We start from the raw sequence: 23,166 nt of genomic DNA on the forward strand, positions 1-23,166 counted from the left end.
CCTTGCAGGGTCTAGGCGCAAACGGCAGTCTCAGGCACGCAGAGGCTGCCCGCGCTCGTCTTGGTCCACCCCGACCCACTCGTGGATTCCTGGAGACCATTACGAACTCGAACGTGCGCCCCACTCGGCACTCCCTCGATGCACGGCGAGGGAGTGCTGACGCGACAGAAAACATCGCCCTCACACCGCGGAGCGGGGCGCGCGGGGGCGGCGCTGGCAGCGCGGGCAGAAGTGCGAGCCACGGTTCATGAACTGCTCGCGCACGATCGGGGTGCCGCAGCGCGGGCACGGCTTCCCCTGCTGGCCGTAGGCGTTGAGGCTGTGCGAGAAGTAGCCCGACGCGCCGTTGACGTTCACGTACTGGGCGTCGAAGCTCGTTCCGCCCTCGGCCAGGGCCTTCTCGAGCACGAGGCGCACCTCGGCGAGGAGGAGGCGGGCGCGGGCCCGAGGCAGCCGGTCGGTCGGATGCTCGTAGTGCACCCGTGCCGCCCAGAGCGACTCGTCGGCGTAGATGTTGCCGATGCCCGACACGAGAGTCTGGTCGAGCAGGGCGCGCTTGATCCCGGTGCGTCGCTTCGCCAGCGCCGCGAGGAAGGTGTCGTCGTCGAACGCCGGATCGAGCGGATCGCGCGCGATGTGGGCGACCTGCGACGGGACGCCCACCCGCCACTCGGCGAGCGCCGACGGCGTGAGCGGAGCGAGCGCGTCGTCGACGGCCGCCTCCACATCGCCCACGTCGTGGGCGAGCCCGGGGCCGAACCAGCCGGCCTCCCGGCCGTCGGGCGCGGGGACGAGACGGTCGACCGCCATCGATCCGAAGATCCGCTGGTCGACGAAGTTGACCCACAGCTCCCCGTGCTCCGGGTGCTCGACGTGCAGGCGGATGCGCAGCAGCCCCGACTCCTCGTACCCCGGCTCGCGGAGCAGCACCTGCCCGCTCATGCCCAGGTGCGCGACGAGCGCGAGCGGCGACTCATCGCCGTGGGCCGCTGAGAGCGGCAACCACAGGAACTTGCCCCGGCGACCGGCCCCCAGCATCCGTCGACCGCTGAGCAGCGCGTCGAAGGCGCCCAGCAGCTGGTCGTGGCGCTTGAGCGACCGCGGCTCGAAAACCTCCACACCGAGGATGACGGCGCCGGTGACGGCCGGCTCGAGCCCGGCCCGCACCACCTCGACCTCGGGCAGCTCGGGCACGTCAGCGCTCGGTGAGCGTCGAGAACGCGGTCGCGGCCGCGTTCATCTCGGCCTGCTTCTTGCTGCTGCCCTCACCCGACTCGGCGACCGGCGAACCAGCGGCGCCTGCGGGCTCGAGCGTGACCGTGGCGATGAAGGTCTTCTGGTGGTCGGGCCCCGTCGACTCGATCGAGTAGACCGGAGCCGCGTAACCGCGCTCGGCGGCCGCCTCCTGAAGGGCCGTCTTCGGATCCATCGAGATGCCGAAACGGCGTGGATCCTTCACCAGGGGATCGACGAGGCGCAGCACCAGGGCGGTCGCCACGTCCGGTCCGCGGTCGAGGTAGGTCGCCCCGATGATGGCCTCCACCGCGTCGGCGAGGATGGAGGACTTGTCGCGACCGCCGGTCAGCTCCTCGCCCTTGCCGAGCTTGATGTGCTCGCCGAGCCCGATGGTTCGGGCGATGTCGGCCAACGCGACCGTCGAGACGAGGCTGGCTCGCCGCTTCGCGAGCTCGCCCTCGTCGAGGTCGGGGTACGACCTGTAGAGCATGACCGTGACGGCCTGGCCCAGGATGGAGTCGCCGAGGAACTCGAGGCGCTCGTTCGTGGGGATGCCGCCGTGCTCGTACGAGTACGAGCGATGGGTCAGGGCGAGATCGAGCAGATCGAGATCGAGTTCGATCTGCAGGGTCGACAGAAGGCGCGACGCGCCGTGGTCTCCTCCAGCTCGCTGCTGAGGGGAGGTCACGCGCTTCGCGCCTTCCTCCGATGCGCCGATGCCGAGCACCGGCTGCGCCGGATCAAACGTCGGCGACCTTGCGGCCCTTGTACTCGAGGAACAGCGGCGTACCGGCGCTGTCTTCGACGACCTTCGCGCGGTGCGGGAGGCTGTAGGTGGTCTTGCCGTTCTCGACGGTCTTGACCAGGGTGGGGACCTCGGCCTTCCACTGCGAGCGTCGGGCGTGGGTGTTCGAACGCGACTTCTTCCGCTTGGGAACAGCCATGGGTATCGTCTCTCTTCTTCTCGTCGTCGGGGTCGTGCCGGGCGCATGTCACCGCGCCAGGCTCTTGACCCGAGTCAGTGCTTCTCGTCGTCCGGGTCTGCGGAAGCTGCCAGGCCGGCCAGCGCCGCCCACCGGGGGTCTGCGTTGGAGGATGACGCACCCTCTGCATTCTCCTGCAGCCGCTCCCCCGTGGCGGGGTCGAGGCCGGGACAATCCGGGCTGCACACCGGCTGGAACGGCAGCGACAGCACCACCGCATCCCTGACCAGGGGTTCGAGGTCGACATGGTCGGCCTCGACCACATAGTCAAAAGCTTCCTCAGAAGGATACGCGAAAAGCTCCTGGAATTCGACTTCGACGGGCTCGGTGATGTCGCGCAGGCAGCGTCCGCACTCGCCCTCGGCCACGCCCGTCACCTCGCCGGTGACGAGGATCCCCTCGTGCACCGACTCCAGACGGGCGTCGATGTGCAGCGTCGAACCCTCCTGGACGGAGAGCAGACCCTCGCCCATCCGCGCGTCGAGGGTGACATCGAGATCCTTCTCCCGCATCTCGCCCGGGCGTCGCTCGAGGTCGCGGACGTTCAGCATGAACGGCGTCTTCTTGAACGTACTCACCGAAGCATTTTACTCGCTCGGCGGGTTGCGGTGGCGGTTCGCGTCGATGACCTCCGCCGCCTCCGCCTGCAGGGCCTCGATCACGGTGCGCACGGCGAGACGCTCGGCGCGGTCCGGGCGCATGAGCGCGAAGATGTGACGCTCGGCGACGACGCCCCGAAGGTTGCGGAGCACGATCTGGTCGCGGTACGCGCCGCCCGCGGTGTAGCAGGGCAGCACGGCCACCCCGAGCCCGGCCGCCACGAACGCCTCGGTCACGCGCGTGTCGCCGAAGCGCTGCACCACGTCCATGGGCGAGCCGGCGGCGGCGGAGATGTCCTGGATGGTGCGCTCGAACGGGTAGCCCCAGGGCACGCCGATCCACTGCTCGCCGACGAGGTCCTCGGGGTCGAGGACCTCCTTCTCCACCAGGGGATGGCCGGGCGGGAGGGCGATGTCGAGCGGCTCGGTCATGAGCTTCACCGCGGTGACCTCGGTCGAGTTCCAGTTCTGCGGCGGATCGGTCGGCGAGTGGGCGAGCACGATGTCGAAGTCGGCCGTGAGCACGGGGAACTCGGCGGAGTCGACGTCGCGGTCGGCGCAGGTGAGCACCAGACCGCCGAGGGCGTCGAGTCGCTTCACCAGTCCGGGGAGCAGCATCTGCCCACCCGTCGGGAAGGTGGACAGCGACACCTCGCCGGTGGGGTCGTTGCGGAACTCGTCCCAGAGCGCCTCGGCACGCTCGATCGCGACCGCGATGTCGGCCGCACTGCGGGCGAGCGCGCGGCCCGCGTCGGTGAGGACGATGCCTCGCCCGGACTTCTCGGTCAGGGGCAGTCCCGCCTCGCGCTCGAGCACGCGCAGCTGCTGCGAGACGGCGCTCGGGGTGCGGTGGGTCGCCCGCGCGACCTCGGTGATGCTGCCGCGTTCAGCCAGCTCTCGGAGGAGTTCGAGTCTCCGTACGTCCATGAAGGGATCCTACACGGGCAGTTCAGGATTATGCGATTGTGCTAAAGCGACCCGGGCGCGACAATTGTTGCAGACGCAACGAATCCCGTCCGTCTCGCACAGAAAGGTCCCGCCATGCTCGTCTTCCTCATCCTCCTCGCCGCCCTGGCCGTCATCGCCATCGCGGGTTCCCTCGTCGAGACGGTCCTCGACGGGTACGGCACCCCCGCCATCCGGACGAACCAGGTCGCCCGGGCCTGAGCGCCGCCGTACCGAACTGAAGGGGCCCCGGCCTCACGTCGACCGCTGGTCGAGGTGAGGCCGGGGCCCCTGCGTGTTCGCGTCAGGCCTTCTCGAAGGCGGTGAGGGCCTCGTCGTAGATCGCCAGCGCTCGCGCGACCTCGTCGTCGGTGACGACGCAGGGCGGCACGACGTGGATGCGATTGTCGGCCGTGAACGGCAGCAGGCCCCGCGCGAGCAGGTCGCTCTTGAGCGCTCCGATGCCGGATGCCGACAGCGGCTCGCGGGTGCCGCGGTCGGCCACGAGGTCGAGCGCCCAGAACACGCCCAGGCCGCGCACCTCGCCGATGGTCGGGTGCTTCTCCGCCAGCTCCGCCAGACCCGGCGCGAGCAGGTCGGCGCCCACGTGCGCGGCGTGCGCCACGATGCCCTCGGACTCCATCGCGTCGAGCGCGCCCACGATCGCGGCCATGGCGAGCGGGTGACCCGAGTAGGTGAGGCCTCCGGGGTAGACCGCGTCGTCGAACTGCTCCGCGATCGCGGGCGAGATGATGACGCCGCCCGCGGGCACGTATCCGGAGTTGACGCCCTTGGCGAAGGTGATGAGATCGGGAGCGACGACCTCGCCGTCCTCGGCGAGGGACTGGAACGCGAACCAGCCGCCCGTGCGACCGAACCCGGCCATCACCTCGTCGAAGATGAGGACGATGCCGTACTCATCCGCCAGCGCCCGCACCCCCGCCAGATAGCCGGGCGGCGGGACCAGCACGCCGGCGGTGCCGGGCACGGTCTCGATCAGGATCGCGGCGATCGACGCGGGACCCTCGGCCTGGATGACCCGGCGGAGGTGGTGCAGGGCACGCTCGCCCTCCTCCTCCACGCTGGCCGACCAGAACTCCGAGCGGTACGCGAACGGGCCGAAGAAATGCGCGTGGCCGCGCGAGTACTCGTTGGGGATGCGCCGCCAGTCGCCGGTCGCGACGATCGCCGCGCCGGTGTTGCCGTGGTACGAGCGGTACATCGAGAGCACCTTGTCGCGCCCCGTGTAGAGGCGGGCCATCCGGATGGCGTTCTCGTTCGCATCCGCCCCGCCGTTGGTGAAGAACACCTTCGTGAAGCCGTCGCCGGCCCGGGCGAGGATGCGCTCGGCCGCCTGACCCCGGGTCAGGTTCGCGAACGCGGGCCCGACGGTCGTGAGCACGTCGGCCTGCTCCTTGATCGCGGCGACCACGGCGGGGTGCTGATGTCCGATGTTGGTGTTGACGAGCATGCTCGAGAAGTCGAGGTACTCGTGTCCTTCGAAGTCCCAGACCGTCGAACCGGCTCCGCCGGCGATGACCATCGGCTTGAGCGACCCCTGGGCCGACCAGGAGTGGAAGACGTGGGCGCGGTCGAGCTCGAGGGCGAGCTGCTGGTCGGCGGGGTCGAGAGTCACGGTGTGTCCTTCGTGGTGTGGTGCGGGTCGTGCGGTGGTGGTGCGGGTCGTGCTGATCCTGATCCGTCACTTTCGACTGGTGCGGAGGCCCGCAACTAGCCGAGAGTGACGGATCAGGAAGGTGAGTGGCGGCTAGTTGCCGCCCTCCTTCAGCTCGACGTCGATGGGCTTGAAGTCGGTGCCGTTGACGTCGACGCCCTCGTCCTTCAGCTCCTGGAGCGCCTTCTCGACGTACTCGTTCGAGAACGCGGAGGCGGGCGGGTCGGAGGTGATGATCGTGGAGCCGGTCTCGTTCGGCGTCCCCTTCGCGATGGAGACCGTCTGGTCCCACTCCTTCTGGTTGATCATGCCGACGCCGTTCTCGCTGGGCCAGATCAGCTTGTTGACCTCGTTGGTCATCCACAGCTGGTGGCTCGCGCCGAGCTGCGATCCCGAGTCGGTGACGATGGTCGCCGCCTCCTGCGGGTTGTCGCGGGCGTAGGCCCAGCCCTTGATCGACGCCTTGATGAACTTCACCGCGGTGTCGGCGTAGGCGGAGTCACTCGAGAGGCGGTCGGAGTCGGCCCAGATCGCGTCCTGGAGCATGGCCGTGCCCTCGTCGTTCCAGTTGATGACGTTGAGGTCGCTGGGCTGGTAGAGCTTGCCCGTGGCGGGGTTCGTCGTCTCGAGCACCTGGGCGTACTCGTTGTACGTCATCGCCTGCGCGGCGTCGATGTCGCCGGCAAGGAAGCCGTTCATGTCGAACGCCTGCTGCACGAGCGAGATGTCGGACAGCGCGACACCGGCCTTGTCCATGCCGGCGAAGAGCTCCCACTCGTTGCCGTAGCCCCAGCTGCCCACGGTGTGGCCCTTGAGCGCCGCGGCGTCGGTGATGTTCTTGTCCTTGAGCGAGATCTGGGTGGTCCCGGACCGCTCGAAGATCTGCGCGATGTCGGTGACCGCCGCACCCTGCTCGATCGAGCCGAGCACCTTGGGAACCCACGAGATCGCGAAGTCGGCGTCGCCCGAGGTGAGCACGTCGATCGGCACGATGTCGGCCGCGCCCTCGAGGATCTGGACGTCGAGGCCCTCGTCCTTGTAGTACCCCTGCGACAGGGCCGCGTAGTAGCCGGCGAACTGCGCCTGCGAATACCACTGCAGCTGCAGCTTGACGGGGGTGAGATCGCCCGACGCCGAATCGGTCGACGACGTGTCGTCGGAGCCGCCGGTCGAACAACCGGCGAGCGCGAGCGCCGTGACGGCGAGTGCGCCGACGCCGGTGATGAGACGTGTGCTGCGTTTCACTGCTTTCCTCCTTGATGCTGGTGCTTCGGATGTGGTGCGGTGCTGCCTCCGGCCGATCGGTGCGCGTCGGCCGGGTCTCCCGGATCAGGTCGCGGGACGGTGGCGTCGGGTGACGAGCATCTCCAGCGCCAGCGTGGCGCAGTAGAAGACGAGTCCGACGATGATCGCGCCGAGCACGTAGGCCCAGGCGAGGCTGTAGTTGCTGCTCGAGGCGGCGGTGGTGATCGACTTCCCGAGCCCGCCCACCGGCCCGCCGAAGTACTCGGCGATGAGGGCGGAGATGACGGCGAGGCTGGAGCCGATCCGCAGTCCCGTGAAGAGGAACGGCAGCGCACCGGGCAGCGTGACGTACCGCGTGGTCTGCCACGGCGACGCGGCGTACGCGGTCATGAGGTCGCGGTGCACGGGACGCACCTGGCGGAGGCCGCGCAGGGTGTTCAGGTACATCGGGATGAAGACCGCGATCGCCGCGACCAGCTGGCGCCCGGTCTCGACGTTGGCGCCGAACATCGAGTACAGCACGGGCGCGAGCGCCACGATCGGCACCACCGCGAGCGCGGCGATGACGGCCGCGCTCAGCTCGTCGACGACCCTCACCAGCGCCGCGATGATGGCGAAGACGATGCCGACGACGGACCCGAGGATGAGCCCGACCAGCGCGTTGCCCCCGGTCACCAGCGCGCCCTGGACCACGGTCGGGAGGCTCGCGCCGAACGACCCCGCGATCGCCACCGGCGAGGGCACGACGAAGGGCTTCACATCGAGGAGCACCACGAGGAGCTGCCAGAGCGCGAGGGCGACGATGCCGAGCAGCACCGGCGCCACGATGGTGCGCGCGAGGCTCGACGAGTCCCTCATCGGTTCTCCACTCCCTTGACGCCGACGGGCGCCTCGCCGTGCAGCAGCTCGCGCACCTTGCTCACCGCGTCGAAGAAGCCGGCCTCCTCGCGCAGACCCTCACCGCGCTCGTCGGCCGAGCCGAGCTTGACGGGCAGGATGTCGCGGATGCGTCCGGGCCGCGGCGACATCACGACCACGCGATCGGAGAGGTACACCGCCTCCGGGATGGAGTGGGTGACGAAGACGACGGCCGCCCCGGTCTCGCCGCAGATCCGCAGCAGCTCGGTCTGCATCCGCTCGCGGGTCATCTCGTCGAGCGCGCCGAACGGCTCGTCCATGAGCAGCAGCTTCGGGCTCTCGGCGAGGGCGCGGGCGATGGCGACGCGCTGCTGCATGCCTCCGGAGAGCTGGTCGGGGTAGTTGTCGGCGAAGTCGACGAGCCCCACCATGCCGAGCAGCTCATCCGATCGCGACCGGCGAGCCGCGGCCGGCATCTTGTGCAGCTCGAGCGGCAGCTCGATGTTGCCGCGGACGGTCCGCCAGGGCAGGAGTCCGGCCTGCTGGAAGGCGATGCCGTACTCCTGGTCGAGGCGCGCCTGACGCGCGGTCTTGCCGAAGACGGTGAGCGTGCCGGTGCTCGGCGTCTCGAGGTCGGCGATCAGCCGGAGCAGCGTCGACTTGCCGCAGCCGGACGGCCCGATGAGCGAGACGAACTCGCCCGGGGCTACCGTGAGGTCGATCTTCTCCAGCGCGGTGACGGTCGTCTTCTTCTTGGTGGTGAAGATCTTGTCGACCCCCGTCACCTGGACGGCCGCCGTGGCGGCCCCCTGCGTCGTGCTCGCGTCGGTCACGCGGGCACCTCCCCTCTGCGGAAGCGGCGGAGCACCAGGCCTATGAGGCCGATGAAGCCGGCGGCGATGAGGCCGACGACGATGGCTCCGAAGATTGGAGCCCAGGTGCGTGCGGGGTCTCCCGACGCCTGCTGGGCGAACTCGATGATCATGCGGCCGATGCCTCCGCGGAGCCCGATCGACACCTCCGCCACCACGGTGCCGATGACGGCGTTGGCGGCGGCCAGCCGGAGCGCCGGCAGCAGGTACGGCACGCTCGCCGGCAGTCGCAGGCGGAACAGCGTGCGCCACCAGCCCACCGAGTACGTCCGGAACAGCTCGACGTGGATGCGGTCGGGCGAGTTCAGCCCGCGCAGCGCGCCGACCGACACCGGGAAGAAGGCGAGGTACGACGCGATGACCGCCACCGACATCCAGTCCTCCCAGCTGAACGCGCCGATCTCGATCTGCGACCCCCAGCGCTTCACCAGAGGCGCGATGGCGATGAGCGGCACGGTCTGGCTGAGGACGATCCACGGCAGGACAGCCGACTCCGCGGTGCGGAAGCGCTGCATGAGGATGGCGAGCAGCAGGCCGACGACGACGCCGACCACCCAGCCCACCGCCGCGATGCCGAGCGAGAAGCCGGAGGCCTCGAGCACCGCGCCGAACACCGTCTTGCCCTTGTTGCCCTGCACGGCCTGGCCGAAGCTGGCGGCCATGTCCCAGACGTGGGGCATCGCGATGTCGGTGGTGCGCGGGAGGACGGTGAGCCCGCCCACGACCACTCCCCCGGACGGGCCGAGCGCCTTGTAGACCTCCCAGATCACGACCAGCAACACGACGCCTGCCGCGCCGAGCAGCACCCCGCGGAGCGCCGATCTGCTCATGACTTGGCCGTGATGTGGTCGCGCAGGGCGGGCATGACGGTCTCGCCGTAGACGCGGAGGGTCTCCTCCTTGTTGTCGTGCTGCAGGTAGCCGGCGAACTGGGTGACCCCGATCTCGGCGTACTGCTTCAGCTTCTCGATGTGCTGCTCGGCCGTGCCCATGACGCAGAACCGGTCGACGATCTCGTCGGGCACGAACGTGGTGTGCGAGTTGCCCGCGCGACCGTGCTCGTTGTAGTCGTAGCCCTCGCGGCCCTTGATGTAGTCGGTGAGGGCCTGCGGCACCGCGCCGTCGGCGCCGTACTTGGAGACGATGTCGGCGACGTGGTTGCCGACCATCCCCCCGAACCAGCGGCACTGGTCGCGCATGTGCTCCCAGTCGTCGCCGATGTAGAAGGGCGCCGCCACGCAGAAGGCGATCTCGTCGGGATCGCGGCCCACGTTCTCGGCCGCGGCGCGGACATGGTCGATCATCCACTTCGCGATGTCGACGTCGCCGCACTGGAGGATGAACCCGTCGCCGACCTCGCCGGTGAGCTTCAGCGCGAGCGGGCCGTAGGCGGCCACCCAGACATCGAGCTCGGAGCCGTGGCTCCACGGGAACTGCAGCGTCGCGCCGTTGTACTCGACCGCCCGCGAGTTCGCGAGCTCGCGGATGACGTGGATCGACTCGCGCAGGGTCTTCAGCGTCGTCGGGGCGCCGTTGGTGACGCGCACCGCCGAGTCGCCGCGGCCGATGCCGCAGATCGTGCGGTTGCCGTACATCTCGTTGAGGGTCGCGTAGTGCGACGCCGTGACGGTCCAGTCGCGGGTGGCCGGGTTCGTCACCATCGGGCCGACCTTGATCTTGTGCGTCTCGGCCAGGATCTGGCTGTAGATGACGTACGGCTCCTGCCAGAGCAGGTGCGAGTCGAAGGTCCAGAAGTAGTCGAAGCCGTACTGCTCGCTGAGCTTCGCGAGCCCGACGGTGCGGGCTGCAGGTGGGTTGGTCTGAACGACCGCGCCGAATTCCATGTTGTGTGTCTCCTCGGATCCGGTGGGTGGATGGATGGGCCGAGCGCTCAGACCAGGTACTGGCTCAGGCCGCGCTTGAAGTACTTGCCGTCGCCCTTGGCGCCGATGTACTGGTCGTCGTCGACGATGACCTTGCCACGCGAGAGGACGGTGTCGACGTGGCCGTCGATCTCATATCCCTCCCATGCGGAGTAGTCCATGTTCATGTGGTGCGCCTTGCCCAGGCCGATCGAGGTGTGGCCGTTCGGGTCGTAGACCACGATGTCGGCGTCGGCGCCGGGCTGGATGACACCCTTCTTGCCGTACATGCCGAACATCCGCGCGGGGGTGGTGGAGGTGATCTCCACCCAGCGCTCGAGCGTGATCTGGCCGGTGACCACACCCTGGTACATGAGGTCCATGCGGTTCTCGACTGAGCCGATCCCGTTCGGGATCTTGGAGAAGTCGCCGATCCCCATGTCCTTCTGTCCCTTCATGCAGAACGGGCAGTGGTCGGTCGACACCATCTGGATGTCGTTGGTGCGCAGCGACTGCCACATGTGGTGCTGGTGCCCCTCGTGCTTCGAGCGCAGCGGAGTCGAGCACACCCATTTCGCGCCTTCGAAGTCGCCCCACTCCTCGCTGGTCGCGCCGAGCTGGTCCTCGAGCGAGAGGTACAGGTACTGCGGACAGGTCTCGCCGAAGACGTTGAGTCCGCGGTCGCGCGCCCCGGCGATCTGCTCGACCGCCTGCTTCGCGCTCACATGCACCACGTACAGCGGCGCCCCGGTGAGGTCGGCGAGCATGATCGCGCGGTGGGTGGCCTCCTCCTCCGCCTGCCACGGGCGCGTGGTGCCGTGGAAGTACGGGGTGGTGTTGCCCGCCTCGAGCGCCTGCTTGACGAGCACGTCGATGATCGCGCCGTTCTCGGCGTGCATCATCATCATCGCCCCGTTGGACGCGCCCTTCTGGAACGCCCGCAGGATCTGGCCGTCGTCGGAGAGGAACACGCCCTTGTAGGCCATGAAGAGCTTGAAGCTCGTCACGCCCTCCTCGATCAACTCGTCCATCGCCGTCAGCGACGAGTCCTGCACATCCGACAGGATCTGGTGGAAGCCGTAGTCGATCGCGCAGTTGCCCGCCGCCTTCTCGTGCCAGGCGTGGTACTGGTCGAGGATGTTCTGATCCGGGTACTGCACCACGAAGTCGACGATCGAGGTCGTCCCGCCCCACGCCGCGGCGCGGGTGCCCGTCTCGAACGTGTCGGACGCGAACGTCCCGCCGAAGGGCATCTCCATGTGGGTGTGGGCGTCGATGCCGCCGGGGATGACGTACTTGCCCGTCGCGTCGATCACGGTGTCGACCGTGGACTTCAGGTCGGTGCCGAGCAGCACGCTGCCCGGCTCGAGCACGGCGGCGATGGTCTCGCCGTCGACCAGCACGTCGGCCTGTCCGCGCCCGGTGGCGCTGACGACGGTTCCGCCGGTGATGAGGGTGGTGGCCATGGGTTCGGGCTCCTTCTCTTCGTCCTCTTCGTCGCTTCTTCGCGAGGTCGGGTCGGCTACGGCTGCGGGATCGCGGTGTACGAGTCGGGCCGGCGGTCGCGGTAGAACTGCCAGTCGTCGCGCATCTCCTGGACCATGTCCATGTCGAGGTCGCGGATGAGCAGCTCCTCCTCGGTGCCCGAGCCGCGCTCCCCCACGAAGTTGCCGCGCGGGTCGATCACCTGGCTGGTGCCGTAGAAGTCGACCGCGAGGTCGCCGTACTCGTTGTCCTCGCGCCCCACGCGGTTGGGCTGCACCACGAAGTAGCCGTTGGCGACCGCGGCGGCGGGGCCCTCGACCTCCCAGAGACGGTTCGACAGGCCGGGCTTCGTCGCGTTCGGGTTGAACACGATGTGGGCTCCGTTCAGGCCGAGCTCCCGCCAGCCCTCCGGGAAGTGCCGGTCGTAGCAGATGTACGTGCCGATGCGGCCCACCGCGGTGTCGAACACCGGGTAGCCCATGTTGCCCGGGCGGAAGTAGAACTTCTCCCAGAAGCGGTCGACGTGAGGGATGTGGTGCTTGCGGTACTTGCCGAGGATCGTGCCGTCCGCATCCACGACGACGGTGGTGTTGTAGTAGACGCCGATCTCCGCCTCCTCGTAGATCGGGAGCACCATCACCATCTCGAGCTCCTTCGCCAGAGCGGCGAAGCGCTGCACGATGGGGCCGTCGGCCGCCTCGGCGTACCGGTAGTACTTCTTGTCCTGCGTGATGCCGAAGTACGGACCGTAGAACAGCTCCTGGAAGCAGATGACCTGCGCCCCCTGCTCCTTCGCGTCCCTCGCGAACTGCTCGTGCTTGTCGAGCATCGAGTCCTTGTCGCCCGTCCATCTCGTCTGAGTGAGCGCTGCACGCACAACCGTCAAGGTGGTTCCTCCCTCATCTGGCCCAGTCGTCGGAATCGCCTCTTTGCGAATCGGATCGTTTTGTTATTATTGAGCCTGAACATTTCCCTTGTGTTTCAGGATGTGACGCGAGCGTAACGAATCCCCTGGCGTCGCGATAGAGGCAGGCAGGCCATCACATGGACCTCGAGGTCATCACAGGCTCGGTGGAGAGCCGCACGCCCGAGGGCATCGCCGCGGCGATCTCCCGACTGATCAGGGCGGGAGACCTCGGCCCCGGCCAACGTCTGCCCACCGTGCGCACGGTCGCCTCGGCGCTCGGCGTCAGTCCGGCGACCGTGAGCAGCGCCTGGCAGGCGCTGTCGGCGGTGGGGCTCATCACCTCCCGAGGGAGGGCCGGGAGCTTCGTGCTCGAGGCCAGCACCGCGTGGATGCCGCGGCACTTCGGGGGGCTGGCCGGCGACCACGTCGAGGCGCGACTCGACCTCTCGTCGGGCACACCCGATCCGGAGCTGCTGCCCGACCTGGGCCCCGCCCTCACGAGGGTACCCACGCGCGCCGACACCGCGAGCTACCTCAACTCCCCCGTGCTGCCCGAGCTCGAGCGCACCCTCCGCGCCTCGTGGCCGGCGCCCGTCGCGTCGCTGACGATCGTCGACGGCGCGCTCGACGCGATCTCGCGCGCGCTCGACGCGATCGTGCGGTTCGGCGACCGCGTCGTCGTCGAGGACCCCTGCTTCCCCCCGTTCTTCGACCTCCTCGAGACGCTCGGCTGCGAGCGCGTGCCGGTCGAGGTCGACGCCGAGGGCATGCGGCCGGATGCCCTCGCCAAGGCGCTCGCGCTGGGTCCGGTCGCGATCATCCTGCAGCCCCGCGCGCACAACCCGACGGGGGCGTCGCTGACGGCGTCGCGCGCCAAGGAGCTGGGGCGGGTGCTGCGGAGCCACGAGCACCTGGGCGACCCGGTCATCATCGAGGACGACCACTCGGGCGAGATCAGCACCGCCGCGCCGCACAGCATGGGCGCCTGGCTGCCCGCGCGCACCCTGCACGTGCGCAGCTTCGCGAAGTCGCACGGGCCGGATCTCCGCATCGCCGCGCTGGGCGGACCCGCTCCCCTCGTCGACCGGATCGTGGCGCGACGCCTGCTCGGGCCGGGCTGGACCTCGCGGATGCTGCAGACGATCCTCTACGAGCTGCTCACCGCCAGCACCTCGGCGTCGGCGGTGCACGAGGCCCGCCGCATCTACCACGCCCGTCAGCGCAGCCTCGCCGAGGAGCTCACGCGCCTCGGCGTCCCGCACGAGCCCGCCGACGGCATCAACGCGTGGATCCCCGTCGCCGACGAGCGCGCCGCGATGGTGGCGCTGGCGGCGTCGGGCATCCGCGTCGCGGGCGGGTCGTCGTTCCTCGCGGCGCCGCCGATCACGGGGGCGCCCGCGCACATCCGCGTCACCGCGGGGCGCATCCGGGAGGACTTCGCGCAGGTCGCCGCGCTCCTCGCCTCCGCCGCGTCCGCCCGCTCGGGCAGCTGGGCGTAGCCCGCCCGTCCTCGCCGCCTCCGGCGCGGTGCGGGCGGCGCGGCGCCAGTGGCGCGGCCGGGGTGGCGTGGTGCGGGTTCCGCCCGCTCCGCACCCCGACGATGCCTGTCAGGCCCCGCCAGCCCGGACGACGGGCGCAACCCGCACTGCGGGTCAGACGGCGGCCAGGCCGCCCCTCGGGCAGCTCGGCCCCGCCGTGCGCGTCCGGCCGCGCGGGGCAACTCGGGGTGGCGCGGGTCAGCCCGCGGCGCGGAGGAGCACCTTCTCGGCGGCGACGCGCAGCTCGGGGACCAGGGCGACCTCGCCCGCGGCGTCCGCGTCGAGCAGTCGGCGCGCACTGGAGTCGTCGCCGCGCGCGAACCATCCGGCCACCGTGACGCCGTGCTCCGGGCGCGAGATCACCTCGATGGCGTCGCCGGCGCGCACCTCGCCGCTCTTGATCACACTCAGGTACGCGCCCGGGCGACCCGCCTCGTCGAACCGGCGCACCCAGCGCGGCTCGCGCATCCGCCGGGCGAAGGTGGCGCAGGGCGTACGGGGTGAGGCGACCTCGAGCACGAGGGTGTCGCCCACCCGCCAGCGCTCGCCGATCACCGCGCCCGAGACCTCGACGCCGTCGACGCGCAGGTTCTCACCGAACAGTCCGGGCGGGATCTCGCGGCCGAGCTCGCCCGCCCAGTAGGCGGCGTCCTCCTCCGAGTACGCGTAGACGGCCTTCGTCCGGCCGCCGTGGTGCTTGCGGCTCACCTGCACGTCGCCGCGCAGACCGTAGGGGCCGACGCGGATCGGCTCCTCGGTCGGACGCTTGTCGATGGCGGTGACGCCGTCGGTGCCCGCATCGGGCAGCAGCTGGTGGACGACGCAGACGGCGGACACGAGACCCATCGGCCCAGCGTACGCGAGCACCGCGGCACGAGTGAGTCGCGGCGGCGATCCTCCGCCGACCCGGCAGAATGGTCGCGTGCGGATCACAGTGCTCGCGGGCGGCGTCGGCGGTGCGAAGTTCCTCCTGGGGCTTCGCGATCATCTCGCGGAGCGCTGGCCCGACGGCGACGGCGGCACCACCGCCGAGGTGGACGTGATCGTCAACACCGGCGACGACATGTGGCTCGCCGGTCTCAAGATCTGCCCCGACCTCGACTCGATCATGTACGCGCTCGGCGGCGCCAACGACACCGAGCGCGGCTGGGGCCGCGCGGGCGAGACCGAGCGGGTGAGCGCCGAGCTCACCGCCTACGGCATCGGATGGCCCTGGTTCACCCTGGGCGACCTCGACCTGGGCACCCACATCGCGCGCTCGAGCCTGCTGCGCGACGGACTCACGCTCACCGAGGTCACCGAGCGCCTGGCCGAGCGCTGGAACCTGGGCGTGCGCCTGCTGCCGATGAGCGACCAGCCGGTCGAGACTCACGTCGAGATCACGGTCGACGGCAAGCGCCGGATCGTGCACTTCGAGGAGTGGTGGGTGAAGTACCGCGCCACCGTCCTCGCCCAGAGGTTCATCCAGGTCGGGCTCGACAAGGCGGTGGCGAACCCGCTCGCCGTGCGATCGCTCGAGCGCGCCGACGTCATCCTGTTCGCACCCTCGAACCCGGTCGTGTCGATCGGGACGATCCTCGAGCTGCGCGGCATGCGCCAGGCCGTCGACCGCGCGAGCGCGCCCGTCGCGGGCGTCTCCCCCATCATCGGCGGCTCCGCGGTCCGTGGCATGGCCGACCAGTGCCTCACGGCGATCGGCGTCGAGACCACCGCCGCCGCGGTGGCGAAGCACTACGGCGCCCGCGGGCGCGGCGGTGTGCTCGACGCGTGGCTCATCGACGGCATCGACGAGCCGTCCGCGCGCGTGATCGAGGCCGCGGGCATCCGCACCTCGGTCGTGCCGCTGTGGATGACGGAGGCGACGACGAGCGCCCAGCTCGCCTCCGACGCCCTCGACGCCGCCTTCGCCGTCCCCCGGCGCTAGACCGCGCACACTCTCGCTGCGCCGCGTCCGCGAGCCCCCTTAAGCGGCTTTGTCCGCCTTTCCGTCCCCGATCGGCGAGATCAGGACGGAAAGGCGGACAAAGCCCAGGCGGAGAGGGACTACTGCACGTCCTCGTCGACCCAGTCGAGGGTCTTCGTGACGGCCTTCTTCCACAGGCGCAGCTGGCGCTCGCGCTCCTCGGCGTCCATGGTGGGCTCCCATCGGGAGTCCTCCTGCCAGTTGGAGCGCAGCTCGTCGAGGTTGGCCCAGAAGCCCACCGCGAGACCGGCCGCGTACGCGGCGCCGAGCGCGGTCGTCTCGGCCACGACCGGACGCACGACGGGCACACCGAGGATGTCGGCCTGGAACTGCATGAGCGTGTTGTTGGCGATCATGCCGCCGTCGACCTTGAGCTCCTGCAGCTCGACACCGGAGTCGGCGTTCACCGCGTCGAGGACCTCGCGGGTCTGGAACGCGGTCGCCTCGAGCGCGGCACGGGCGATGTGGCCCTTGTTCACGTAGCGGGTCAGACCCACCAGCGCGCCACGCGCATCCGGACGCCAGTACGGCGCGAACAGGCCGGAGAACGCCGGCACGAAGTACGCGCCGCCGTTGTCCTCCACCGTCTTGGCCAGCTCCTCGACCTCGGGAGCCGAGCCGATGAGGCCCAGGTTGTCGCGCAGCCACTGGATCAGCGATCCGGTCACCGCGATCGAACCCTCGAGCGCGTAGTGCGCCGGCTCGTCGCCCAGCTTGTAGCCCAGGGTGGTGAGCAGGCCGTTCTTCGAGTGGACGATCTCCGTGTCGGTGTTGAAGATCAGGAAGTTGCCCGTGCCGTAGGTGTTCTTCGACTCGCCGGCGTCGAACGCCGCCTGGCCGAACGTCGCGGCCTGCTGGTCGCCCAGGATGCCGGCGACGGGGACCTCGCGGAGGAGGTTCGACGACTCGACCTGGCCGTAGACCTCCGAGGAGGACTTGATCTCGGGCAGCATCGACTTCGGGACGCCGAACGCCTCGAGGATGTCGTCGCGCCACTGCAGCGTCTCGAGGTCCATGAACAGGGTGCGCGAGGCGTTGGTGACGTCGGTGGCGTGCACGCCGCCGTCGGTGCCGCCGGTGAGGTTCCACAGCACCCAGGTGTCGGTGGTGCCGAAGAGGAGGTCGCCCGCCTCGGCCTTCTCGCGGGCACCCTCGACGTTCTCGAGGATCCACACGATCTTCGTGCCCGAGAAGTAGGTCGCCAGCGGGAGGCCGACGATCTGCTTGAAGCGCTCGGGGTCGCCGTCGGCGAGACGGTCGACGATCGACTGGGTGCGGGTGTCCTGCCAGACGATGGCGTTGTAGACGGGCTCGCCGGTGTTCTTGTCCCAGACCACCGCGGTCTCGCGCTGGTTCGTGATGCCGACGGCGGCGATGTCGTGACGGGTCAGGTCGGCCTTCGACAGCGCCTGGCCGATGACCTCGCGGGTGTTGTCCCAGATCTCCTTCGGGTCGTGCTCGACCCATCCCGCGCGGGGGAAGATCTGCTCGTGCTCCTTCTGCCCCACCGACACGATGGAACCGGAGTGATCGAAGATGATCGCCCTGGTGCTCGTGGTGCCCTGATCGATGGCGAGGACGTACTTCTGTTCAGCCACGGATTACTCCTTTGTCTCGTGCTACTTCGATTGTGTGAGTCTGTACGGATCTGTCTAGTGCTTCGGGGTGAACGGATGCGCGGATCGCACGCATCCGTTCACCGTCAGCCCAGGAGAGGGAGGAGCGGGATGGCGGCGAGACCCGCCAGCACACCGCCGATGATGGGGCCGACCACCGGCACCCAGGAGTACGACCAGTCGGACGAGCCCTTGCCCTTGATCGGGAGGATCGCATGCACGATGCGGGGTCCGAGGTCACGGGCCGGGTTGATCGCGTAGCCGGTGGGACCACCGAGCGACGCGCCGATCCCGATCACCAGCAGCGCGACCGGCAGGGCGCCGAGCGCGGCGAGGCCGCCCTCGCCCTGACGTCCGCCGCCGAAGCCGATGACCACGAACACGAGCACGAAGGTGCCGATGATCTCGGTGACCAGGTTCCAGCCGTACGAGCGGATGGCCGGGCCGGTCGAGAACACGCCGAGCTTGTTGGCGGCGTCCGGCTCCTCGTCGAAGTGCTGCTTGTAGGCCAGCCAGACGAGCACGGCGCCGATGATCGCACCGATCATCTGGGCGCCGATGTAGGCGATGACCGAGACGAAGGTCACATCGACCGGCGTCGCGGCCGAGCCGAAGGTCTTGGCACCGTTGGCCACGAGGCCGAGGGTGACGGCCGGGTTGAGGTGAGCGCCCGACGCGTAGGAGACGATGACGCCGGCGAAGACGGCGAGACCCCAGGCGACGTTCACCATCAGCGTTCCGCCGTTGAACCCCTTGGTGCGGATGAGGGCGACGTTCGCGACGACGCCACAACCGAGGAGCACGAGCATCGCCGTGCCCACCAACTCCGACAGGAAGTCGATTCCGAGATTGTCCACGTTGACCTTTCTTCGGCGGGCACTCGCCCACCCCCTAGTGCGGCGTCAGCGCCGCGGTTGTCCTCCTCCGGAGAGGGAGGAGGTGACCGCCGTCGCGCTGGCGGGAAGAGCTCGGGTCGGCTCCCGCCAGGGCGACGGCGACGTGTCAGGCGGCCGAGGCCGCCGTCGCCTTCTCGGCCTTGCGGGCGTCCGCGCGGCCGGTGGCAGCCGGAGCCGCCGCCTCGAGCTCGATGCCGTGCATGAACCGGAGCGTCTCGACGGCGAGCTCACGCTCGTCGGCGAGCCGCGCATCCGACCAGCCGAGGGCCGACGCGGTGACCGAGGCCAGCTCGTCGAACACCGGCTGGGTCAGGCCGCCCACGAACGCCACGATGGTGCGGCGCAGCACCATGTCGGCGAGGTGCACCGTGTGCTCACGGGTCGCCATGTAGGCGATCTCGCCGGTCGAGTACTCGGGGAGGCTGGCGAGAGGCGCGTCGCCGTCGAAGGCGGCGAGGAACTCGGCGACCTCGGTCGCCTTGGTCCCGTAGCGCTGGAACAGGACGCGCATCCGGGCCTCGCCGACCGCATCCGCGTGGCGCTTCACCCACTGGCTCTGGCCCGAGGCGGTGGTCGGGTAGCCCTTGCCGCCGCCGATCTGGAGCTCGGTGGTCTGCACGGTGCGCGGGGTGCCGAGAAGCGCGAGCGTGTCGTTCGCGAGGTGCTCGGAGAGGGCACGGAACGTCGTCCACTTGCCGCCTACGAGGCTGAGCTGCTTCACCTTCGTCGACTTCGCGAACGGCGTCTGCTCGATGCGGTAGTCGCGGGAGACGAATCCGGGGGCGGTGTCGCCGTGACCGGGCAGCGGGCGGATGCCCGCGTAGCGGTACACGATCTGCTCACGGCCGACGTGGATGGTCGGGAAGACGTGCTTCACCAGTGCGAAGAAGTAGTCGACCTCCTCCTCGGTGCAGACGCTCGGCTCGTTGACGTCGGCCTCGAGGTCGGTGGTGCCGACGAGCACGCGCCCGTTGAGCGGGTAGATGAGCACGATGCGGCCGTCGTTGTTCTCGAAGAACACCTCGCCGCCGGCGCAGGCGTCGAACAGCTCCTGGTTGTCGAGCACGATGTGCGAGCCCTTGGTGCCGCCCATCCAGTGGGTGGCCTCGCCGAGAGCCTTGTTGGTCTCGTCGGTCCATGGCCCGGTGGTGTTGACGACGACGTCGGCAGCGACGGTGAAGGTGCGGCCGGTGAGCGTGTCGCGGAGCAGCACGCTGTCGCCCTCGGCGCCGATCGCCTCGACATAGTTCGCCGTGCGGGCGTGCGGGCCCGTGGCGAGTGCGTCCTCGACGAGGTCGAGCGCGAGGCGCTCGGGGTTCTCGACGGCGGCGTCGTAGTAGGTCGCCGTGTACTTCACGTCGTCGCGGAGCTTCGGGAACTTCTGCATCGTCTTCTTGTGGCCGACGAAGCGGTGACGGGGAACCGTGCCGCCGTCGCGCGAGAAGGAGTCGTAGCCGGTGAGGCCGAGCTTGATGAGGGCGGCGCCGCGCTCCTTCGGCTTGCCCTGCTTGTGGGTGAGGAAGCGCAGCGGGGCCGACACGATACCCGAGAAGGTGGAGAAGATCGGGATCGTGGTGGGCAGCGGCTTCACGTAGTGGGGAGCCAGCTTCATGAGGCGATTGCGCTCCTGCACGCTCTCCCGGACGAGCCGGAACTCGCCGTTCTCGAGGTAGCGGACGCCGCCGTGGATCATGTGGCTCGAGGCGCTCGACGCACCCGAGGCGTAGTCGCCGCGCTCGACGAGCACGACGTCGACACCCTGCAGCGCCAGGTCGCGGAAGGTCCCGATGCCGTTGATGCCGGCGCCGATGATCAGCACCTGAGCGGAGGGGCGGTCGAGGATGGACTGCACGTCGGCGCGCGTCTCCGCGTCGACGGGCGTGTTGTCGGTACTCACTGTGCACTCGCCTTCGTCTTTGAGGTCGCATCGAGGCTGCGGTCACGGTCTCTGTGAGGAGCGTTCCATGCGACAACATTCAGTTCTACGAGCTTCGTCACATATGATCAAGCTCAGTGCACATATGTGCAGCGGGCTTGTGATCCGGATCCTCGGCACGAAGGGACCCCACGATGGCGATGGGCGAGAGCGCAGCGACGACCGAGAAGATCCGCGACGCGCTGAGGGCCGCGCACCTGTACTACATGCAGGACCTCACCATGGAGGCGATCGCCTCGGAACTGCGGACCTCCCGCTCCTCCGTGTCGCGACTTCTCAGCTTCGCGCGCGAGATCGGACTCGTCGAGATCCAGGTGAAGTCGCCTGTCGACCGACTGTCGAGCGTGCAGGAGCGCATCCGGACGCAGTTCAACGTCACCGCGCACGTCGTCCCGGTGCCCGACTCGATCAACGAGGTCGATCGGCTCGAGCGGGTCGCCCTCAGCGCTGCACGGATTCTCGGGCCGTTCTTCGACTCCAACATGACGATGGGCATCGCCTGGGGATCCACGCTCTCCGCCGTCTCGCGCCACCTGCAGGAGAAGGTGACCCACAACTCGCAGATCGTGCAGCTCAACGGCGCGGCCAACACCCGCACCACGGGGATCGGATACGCGAGCGAGATCATGGGCCGCTTCGGGCGGGCGTTCGGCGCGTACGTGCAGCAGTTCGCCGTGCCCGCGTTCTTCGACGACCCGCGCACGAAGGAGGTGCTCTGGCGGGAGCGCAGCATCCGGCGTGTGCTCGAGATCCAGAAGCACATGGACGTGGCGCTGTTCGGCCTCGGCTCGCTGCTCGCCGACGTGCCCTCCCATGTGTACTCGTCCGGCTACCTCGACGAGGACGACCTCTCGTCGCTCACCCAGTGGGGTGTGGTCGGCGACGTCGCCACCGTGTTCTACCGGGCGGACGGTTCGAGCGACGACATCCCGCTCAACGCGCGGTCGTCGGGGCCGTCGCTCGAGCTGATGCGACGCGTGTCGCGGCGGGTGTGCGTCGTGTCGGGTCGCTCGAAGCTGCCCGCGCTGCGCGGGGCCCTCGCCGCCGGGGTGATCACGGACCTCATCGTCGACGAGGCCACCGCCCACTCCCTCCTCGAGCCCTGAGTCGCTCGCGCTGCGTGCGGGGGACGGCGCGCTGCGCTGCGGGCGGCGGTCGGCGCGCTGCGGGCGGCGTCCGCTGGGTGGGGATGTCGGCTGAGCCAGCTCCGGAGATCCGGCGCGTTCTGAGCTGACTCCGGAAGTGCAGCGGCGAGTCGCGGCGAAAGTCCGGAGTCGGCGCGAGCGGCGGCCGGCGGACGGCTCAGCGCTGGAGTGCGAGAGCAGCTCTCGTCGCCAGGCCGACGCCGAGGGCGAGGGCCGCGTCCAGGTCCGGCTCGGTATCGACGTCGCGGCGCAGCGGCGCCCCCGCGGCGTCGCCGAGCTCGTGGTGCCCGGCGGCGGCGTGCCGCTCGGCGGAGCCCGCGCCGAACCGCGGTATCAGCGGATGCGCTCCGGTCGCGGTGATGAGCGTCGTGCCCGTGCCCTCCTCGTCGCTCACGTAGGCCAGCGGATACGCGGCTGCCGCGGCCAACGCGGTCGCCACCGCGTCGGACGTCAGCGCCGGGAGATCGCCCAGCATGGCCGCGAGACCCGCGCCGTGAAGGCCGGCGGCGGCGAGTCCGGCGCGGACGGCCGCATTCAGCCCCTCCCCCGGATCCGCGACGAGACGGACACCCCGCTGCTCCAGCTCCACCGCGAGACTCCCCCGCGGCGCCACGACGATGACCTCGGCGACGGCCGGTGTCTCGAGAAGGGCAGTGACCGCATCCGTGGCGAAGGCGGCGGCGAGCGCGGCGCGCTCGGGGAGCGTGCGAGCGGGTGCGAGTCGGGACTTCGAGTCGGCCGTCCCCTTGACGGGGACGACCACGGTCCAGTGCAGGGTCATCCCCTCCAGTATCGCGCCGGGACCGAACCGATCATGCCGCTGTGCCGAACCCACAATGTATTCGCCGATCCGGGGAATGATGCAGACACATCGAGGGTTGTATACAACGTGAGCAGAACGTTTGTGGAGATCGAAGGAGACCGGGGCCAGGTGTCTCGGTACCGCAAGCATGTCAATGGCAAGGGACTCGTCGCCGTCGGGGCCGAGGTCGATCCGAGCGCGTACGTGCATCCGACGTCGTACGTCGAGTCGGGAGCGCGGGTGGCGCAGAACGTGTGGATCGGTCAGGGCAGCTGGATCGAGCAGGGCGCCCTCGTCGGAGCCGGCACGGTGATCGGAGCCCACGTGCACGTGGGCGAGGAGTCGCGCATCGGGCTCGGGGCGAAGGTGGGAAGCCACTCCAGGATCGGCGCGAAGTCGACGATCGCCGATCACGCGCACGTCGAGAACGACTCGACGCTCGCCTCCGGCACCCTGGTGCGCGCCGACGGTTCGCGAGGCTACGCCCGCGCCGCCTGAGTCCCTTCCGCGTCCCGATCGCCCCGCGCTTCTCCTCTGAAGCGCGGGGCGATCGGCATCTCGGGGGGTGCCGCGAAAAGCGCAGGGGCTCAGGGCCGTCGAACCA

General features: G+C 69.6%; 23 protein-coding genes. 5 read left to right on the top strand and 18 right to left on the bottom strand.

What is annotated here, in order from left to right; translation table 11 throughout:
• Window positions 1-180: 180 nt before the first annotated feature.
• The 5 genes from ACFJGV_RS04715 to ACFJGV_RS04735 form a co-directional block, all read right to left on the bottom strand.
• Window positions 181-1,194 carry an Fpg/Nei family DNA glycosylase gene (locus tag ACFJGV_RS04715; protein WP_378147219.1) on the bottom strand — a complete coding sequence of 338 codons (1,014 nt, stop codon included), beginning with the start codon at window positions 1,192-1,194 and terminating at the stop codon, window positions 181-183.
• Between the two features lies 1 nt (window position 1,195).
• Window positions 1,196-1,924, bottom strand: coding sequence for a ribonuclease III (gene rnc / locus ACFJGV_RS04720; RefSeq protein ID WP_378147220.1), 729 nt, complete (start codon window positions 1,922-1,924; stop codon window positions 1,196-1,198).
• A 52-nt stretch (window positions 1,925-1,976) separates the two neighbouring features.
• A complete protein-coding gene (gene rpmF / locus ACFJGV_RS04725; protein WP_085019985.1) occupies window positions 1,977-2,180 on the bottom strand; it encodes a 50S ribosomal protein L32 in 204 nt (67 codons plus the stop codon).
• Window positions 2,181-2,254: 74 nt separating this feature from the next.
• Window positions 2,255-2,770 (bottom strand): YceD family protein, encoded by a 516-nt coding sequence (locus ACFJGV_RS04730; RefSeq protein WP_378147221.1) that lies wholly within the window; start codon window positions 2,768-2,770, stop codon window positions 2,255-2,257.
• Between the two features lie 36 nt (window positions 2,771-2,806).
• On the bottom strand, window positions 2,807-3,745 hold the full coding sequence (locus tag ACFJGV_RS04735) for a LysR family transcriptional regulator (protein WP_378147222.1): 939 nt from the start codon (window positions 3,743-3,745) through the stop codon (window positions 2,807-2,809).
• A 114-nt stretch (window positions 3,746-3,859) separates the two neighbouring features.
• Here ACFJGV_RS04735 and ACFJGV_RS04740 point away from each other — a divergent pair, with 114 nt between their 5' ends.
• On the top strand, window positions 3,860-3,985 hold the full coding sequence (locus ACFJGV_RS04740; protein ID WP_378147223.1) for a hypothetical protein: 126 nt from the start codon (window positions 3,860-3,862) through the stop codon (window positions 3,983-3,985).
• An 82-nt stretch (window positions 3,986-4,067) separates the two neighbouring features.
• Here the strand turns inward: ACFJGV_RS04740 and ACFJGV_RS04745 are convergent, their stop codons facing one another.
• From ACFJGV_RS04745 to ACFJGV_RS04780, 8 genes are all read right to left on the bottom strand, one after another.
• On the bottom strand, window positions 4,068-5,399 hold the full coding sequence (locus ACFJGV_RS04745) for an aspartate aminotransferase family protein (RefSeq protein WP_378147225.1): 1,332 nt from the start codon (window positions 5,397-5,399) through the stop codon (window positions 4,068-4,070).
• A 132-nt stretch (window positions 5,400-5,531) separates the two neighbouring features.
• Window positions 5,532-6,683 carry an ABC transporter substrate-binding protein gene (locus tag ACFJGV_RS04750; RefSeq protein WP_378147227.1) on the bottom strand — a complete coding sequence of 384 codons (1,152 nt, stop codon included), beginning with the start codon at window positions 6,681-6,683 and terminating at the stop codon, window positions 5,532-5,534.
• 84 nt (window positions 6,684-6,767) lie between these two features.
• Entirely contained in the window at window positions 6,768-7,541 is a 774-nt protein-coding gene (locus tag ACFJGV_RS04755) for an ABC transporter permease (protein WP_378147229.1), read from the bottom strand.
• A complete protein-coding gene (locus ACFJGV_RS04760) occupies window positions 7,538-8,374 on the bottom strand; it encodes an ABC transporter ATP-binding protein (protein ID WP_378147230.1) in 837 nt (278 codons plus the stop codon). The genes ACFJGV_RS04755 and ACFJGV_RS04760 overlap by 4 nt, the downstream gene beginning before the upstream one ends.
• The gene (locus tag ACFJGV_RS04765; protein WP_378147232.1) at window positions 8,371-9,243 is read right to left on the bottom strand and encodes an ABC transporter permease; all 873 of its coding nucleotides are present in this window, start codon (window positions 9,241-9,243) and stop codon (window positions 8,371-8,373) included. The genes ACFJGV_RS04760 and ACFJGV_RS04765 overlap by 4 nt, the downstream gene beginning before the upstream one ends.
• Entirely contained in the window at window positions 9,240-10,256 is a 1,017-nt protein-coding gene (locus tag ACFJGV_RS04770; protein ID WP_378147233.1) for a TIGR03842 family LLM class F420-dependent oxidoreductase, read from the bottom strand. Before ACFJGV_RS04770 ends, ACFJGV_RS04765 begins: the two co-directional genes overlap by 4 nt.
• A gap of 47 nt (window positions 10,257-10,303) precedes the next feature.
• Window positions 10,304-11,740 (bottom strand): dihydropyrimidinase, encoded by a 1,437-nt coding sequence (hydA, locus tag ACFJGV_RS04775; RefSeq protein ID WP_085019992.1) that lies wholly within the window; start codon window positions 11,738-11,740, stop codon window positions 10,304-10,306.
• 56 nt (window positions 11,741-11,796) lie between these two features.
• Window positions 11,797-12,645, bottom strand: coding sequence for a nitrilase-related carbon-nitrogen hydrolase (locus ACFJGV_RS04780; protein ID WP_378147235.1), 849 nt, complete (start codon window positions 12,643-12,645; stop codon window positions 11,797-11,799).
• Window positions 12,646-12,803: 158 nt separating this feature from the next.
• On the opposite strand from ACFJGV_RS04780, the gene ACFJGV_RS04785 reads away from it, so the two are divergent.
• Window positions 12,804-14,165, top strand: coding sequence for an aminotransferase class I/II-fold pyridoxal phosphate-dependent enzyme (locus ACFJGV_RS04785; RefSeq protein WP_378147236.1), 1,362 nt, complete (start codon window positions 12,804-12,806; stop codon window positions 14,163-14,165).
• Window positions 14,166-14,402: 237 nt separating this feature from the next.
• Here ACFJGV_RS04785 and ACFJGV_RS04790 read toward each other — a convergent pair whose 3' ends face one another.
• Entirely contained in the window at window positions 14,403-15,050 is a 648-nt protein-coding gene (locus ACFJGV_RS04790; RefSeq protein ID WP_378147238.1) for an MOSC domain-containing protein, read from the bottom strand.
• Window positions 15,051-15,126: 76 nt separating this feature from the next.
• Between ACFJGV_RS04790 and cofD the strand changes: the two genes are divergently transcribed.
• Complete coding sequence (gene cofD / locus ACFJGV_RS04795; protein WP_378147240.1) at window positions 15,127-16,128, top strand: 2-phospho-L-lactate transferase; 1,002 nt, start codon at window positions 15,127-15,129, stop codon at window positions 16,126-16,128.
• A gap of 119 nt (window positions 16,129-16,247) precedes the next feature.
• Here cofD and glpK read toward each other — a convergent pair whose 3' ends face one another.
• From glpK to ACFJGV_RS04810, 3 genes are all read right to left on the bottom strand, one after another.
• The gene (gene glpK, locus ACFJGV_RS04800) at window positions 16,248-17,765 is read right to left on the bottom strand and encodes a glycerol kinase GlpK (RefSeq protein ID WP_378147241.1); all 1,518 of its coding nucleotides are present in this window, start codon (window positions 17,763-17,765) and stop codon (window positions 16,248-16,250) included.
• Window positions 17,766-17,869: 104 nt separating this feature from the next.
• Window positions 17,870-18,592 carry an MIP/aquaporin family protein gene (locus ACFJGV_RS04805; RefSeq protein WP_378148632.1) on the bottom strand — a complete coding sequence of 241 codons (723 nt, stop codon included), beginning with the start codon at window positions 18,590-18,592 and terminating at the stop codon, window positions 17,870-17,872.
• A gap of 193 nt (window positions 18,593-18,785) precedes the next feature.
• Complete coding sequence (locus ACFJGV_RS04810; protein ID WP_378147242.1) at window positions 18,786-20,576, bottom strand: glycerol-3-phosphate dehydrogenase/oxidase; 1,791 nt, start codon at window positions 20,574-20,576, stop codon at window positions 18,786-18,788.
• 173 nt (window positions 20,577-20,749) lie between these two features.
• Between ACFJGV_RS04810 and ACFJGV_RS04815 the strand changes: the two genes are divergently transcribed.
• The gene (locus ACFJGV_RS04815; RefSeq protein ID WP_378147243.1) at window positions 20,750-21,721 is read left to right on the top strand and encodes a sugar-binding transcriptional regulator; all 972 of its coding nucleotides are present in this window, start codon (window positions 20,750-20,752) and stop codon (window positions 21,719-21,721) included.
• 196 nt (window positions 21,722-21,917) lie between these two features.
• On the opposite strand, the gene cofC is transcribed toward ACFJGV_RS04815, so the two are convergent.
• Window positions 21,918-22,541: a 2-phospho-L-lactate guanylyltransferase gene (gene cofC / locus ACFJGV_RS04820; RefSeq protein ID WP_378147245.1), complete on the bottom strand. Its 624-nt coding sequence runs from the start codon at window positions 22,539-22,541 to the stop codon at window positions 21,918-21,920.
• Between the two features lie 108 nt (window positions 22,542-22,649).
• Here cofC and ACFJGV_RS04825 point away from each other — a divergent pair, with 108 nt between their 5' ends.
• A complete protein-coding gene (locus ACFJGV_RS04825) occupies window positions 22,650-23,060 on the top strand; it encodes a transferase (RefSeq protein WP_378147246.1) in 411 nt (136 codons plus the stop codon).
• The last annotated feature ends 106 nt before the right edge of the window (window positions 23,061-23,166 follow it).

The sequence above is a fragment of the Cnuibacter sp. UC19_7 genome, assembly GCF_042699995.1.
Classification (GTDB): domain Bacteria; phylum Actinomycetota; class Actinomycetes; order Actinomycetales; family Microbacteriaceae; genus Cnuibacter.

Excerpts from the sequence above, each read along its gene's own strand:
- rpmF (WP_085019985.1), bottom strand. The coding sequence starts at position 2,180 with ATGGCTGTTCCCAAGCGGAAGAAGTCGCGTTCGAACACCCACGCCCGA.
- ACFJGV_RS04730 (WP_378147221.1), bottom strand. The coding sequence starts at position 2,770 with ATGCTGAACGTCCGCGACCTCGAGCGACGCCCGGGCGAGATGCGGGAG.
- ACFJGV_RS04735 (WP_378147222.1), bottom strand. The coding sequence starts at position 3,745 with ATGGACGTACGGAGACTCGAACTCCTCCGAGAGCTGGCTGAACGCGGC.
- ACFJGV_RS04740 (WP_378147223.1), top strand. The coding sequence starts at position 3,860 with ATGCTCGTCTTCCTCATCCTCCTCGCCGCCCTGGCCGTCATCGCCATC.
- ACFJGV_RS04755 (WP_378147229.1), bottom strand. The coding sequence starts at position 7,541 with ATGAGGGACTCGTCGAGCCTCGCGCGCACCATCGTGGCGCCGGTGCTG.
- ACFJGV_RS04765 (WP_378147232.1), bottom strand. The coding sequence starts at position 9,243 with ATGAGCAGATCGGCGCTCCGCGGGGTGCTGCTCGGCGCGGCAGGCGTC.
- ACFJGV_RS04770 (WP_378147233.1), bottom strand. The coding sequence starts at position 10,256 with ATGGAATTCGGCGCGGTCGTTCAGACCAACCCACCTGCAGCCCGCACC.
- hydA (WP_085019992.1), bottom strand. The coding sequence starts at position 11,740 with ATGGCCACCACCCTCATCACCGGCGGAACCGTCGTCAGCGCCACCGGG.
- ACFJGV_RS04785 (WP_378147236.1), top strand. The coding sequence starts at position 12,804 with ATGGACCTCGAGGTCATCACAGGCTCGGTGGAGAGCCGCACGCCCGAG.
- ACFJGV_RS04790 (WP_378147238.1), bottom strand. The coding sequence starts at position 15,050 with ATGGGTCTCGTGTCCGCCGTCTGCGTCGTCCACCAGCTGCTGCCCGAT.
- ACFJGV_RS04805 (WP_378148632.1), bottom strand. The coding sequence starts at position 18,592 with ATGCTCGTGCTCCTCGGTTGTGGCGTCGTCGCGAACGTCGCCCTCATC.
- ACFJGV_RS04815 (WP_378147243.1), top strand. The coding sequence starts at position 20,750 with ATGGCGATGGGCGAGAGCGCAGCGACGACCGAGAAGATCCGCGACGCG.
- cofC (WP_378147245.1), bottom strand. The coding sequence starts at position 22,541 with ATGACCCTGCACTGGACCGTGGTCGTCCCCGTCAAGGGGACGGCCGAC.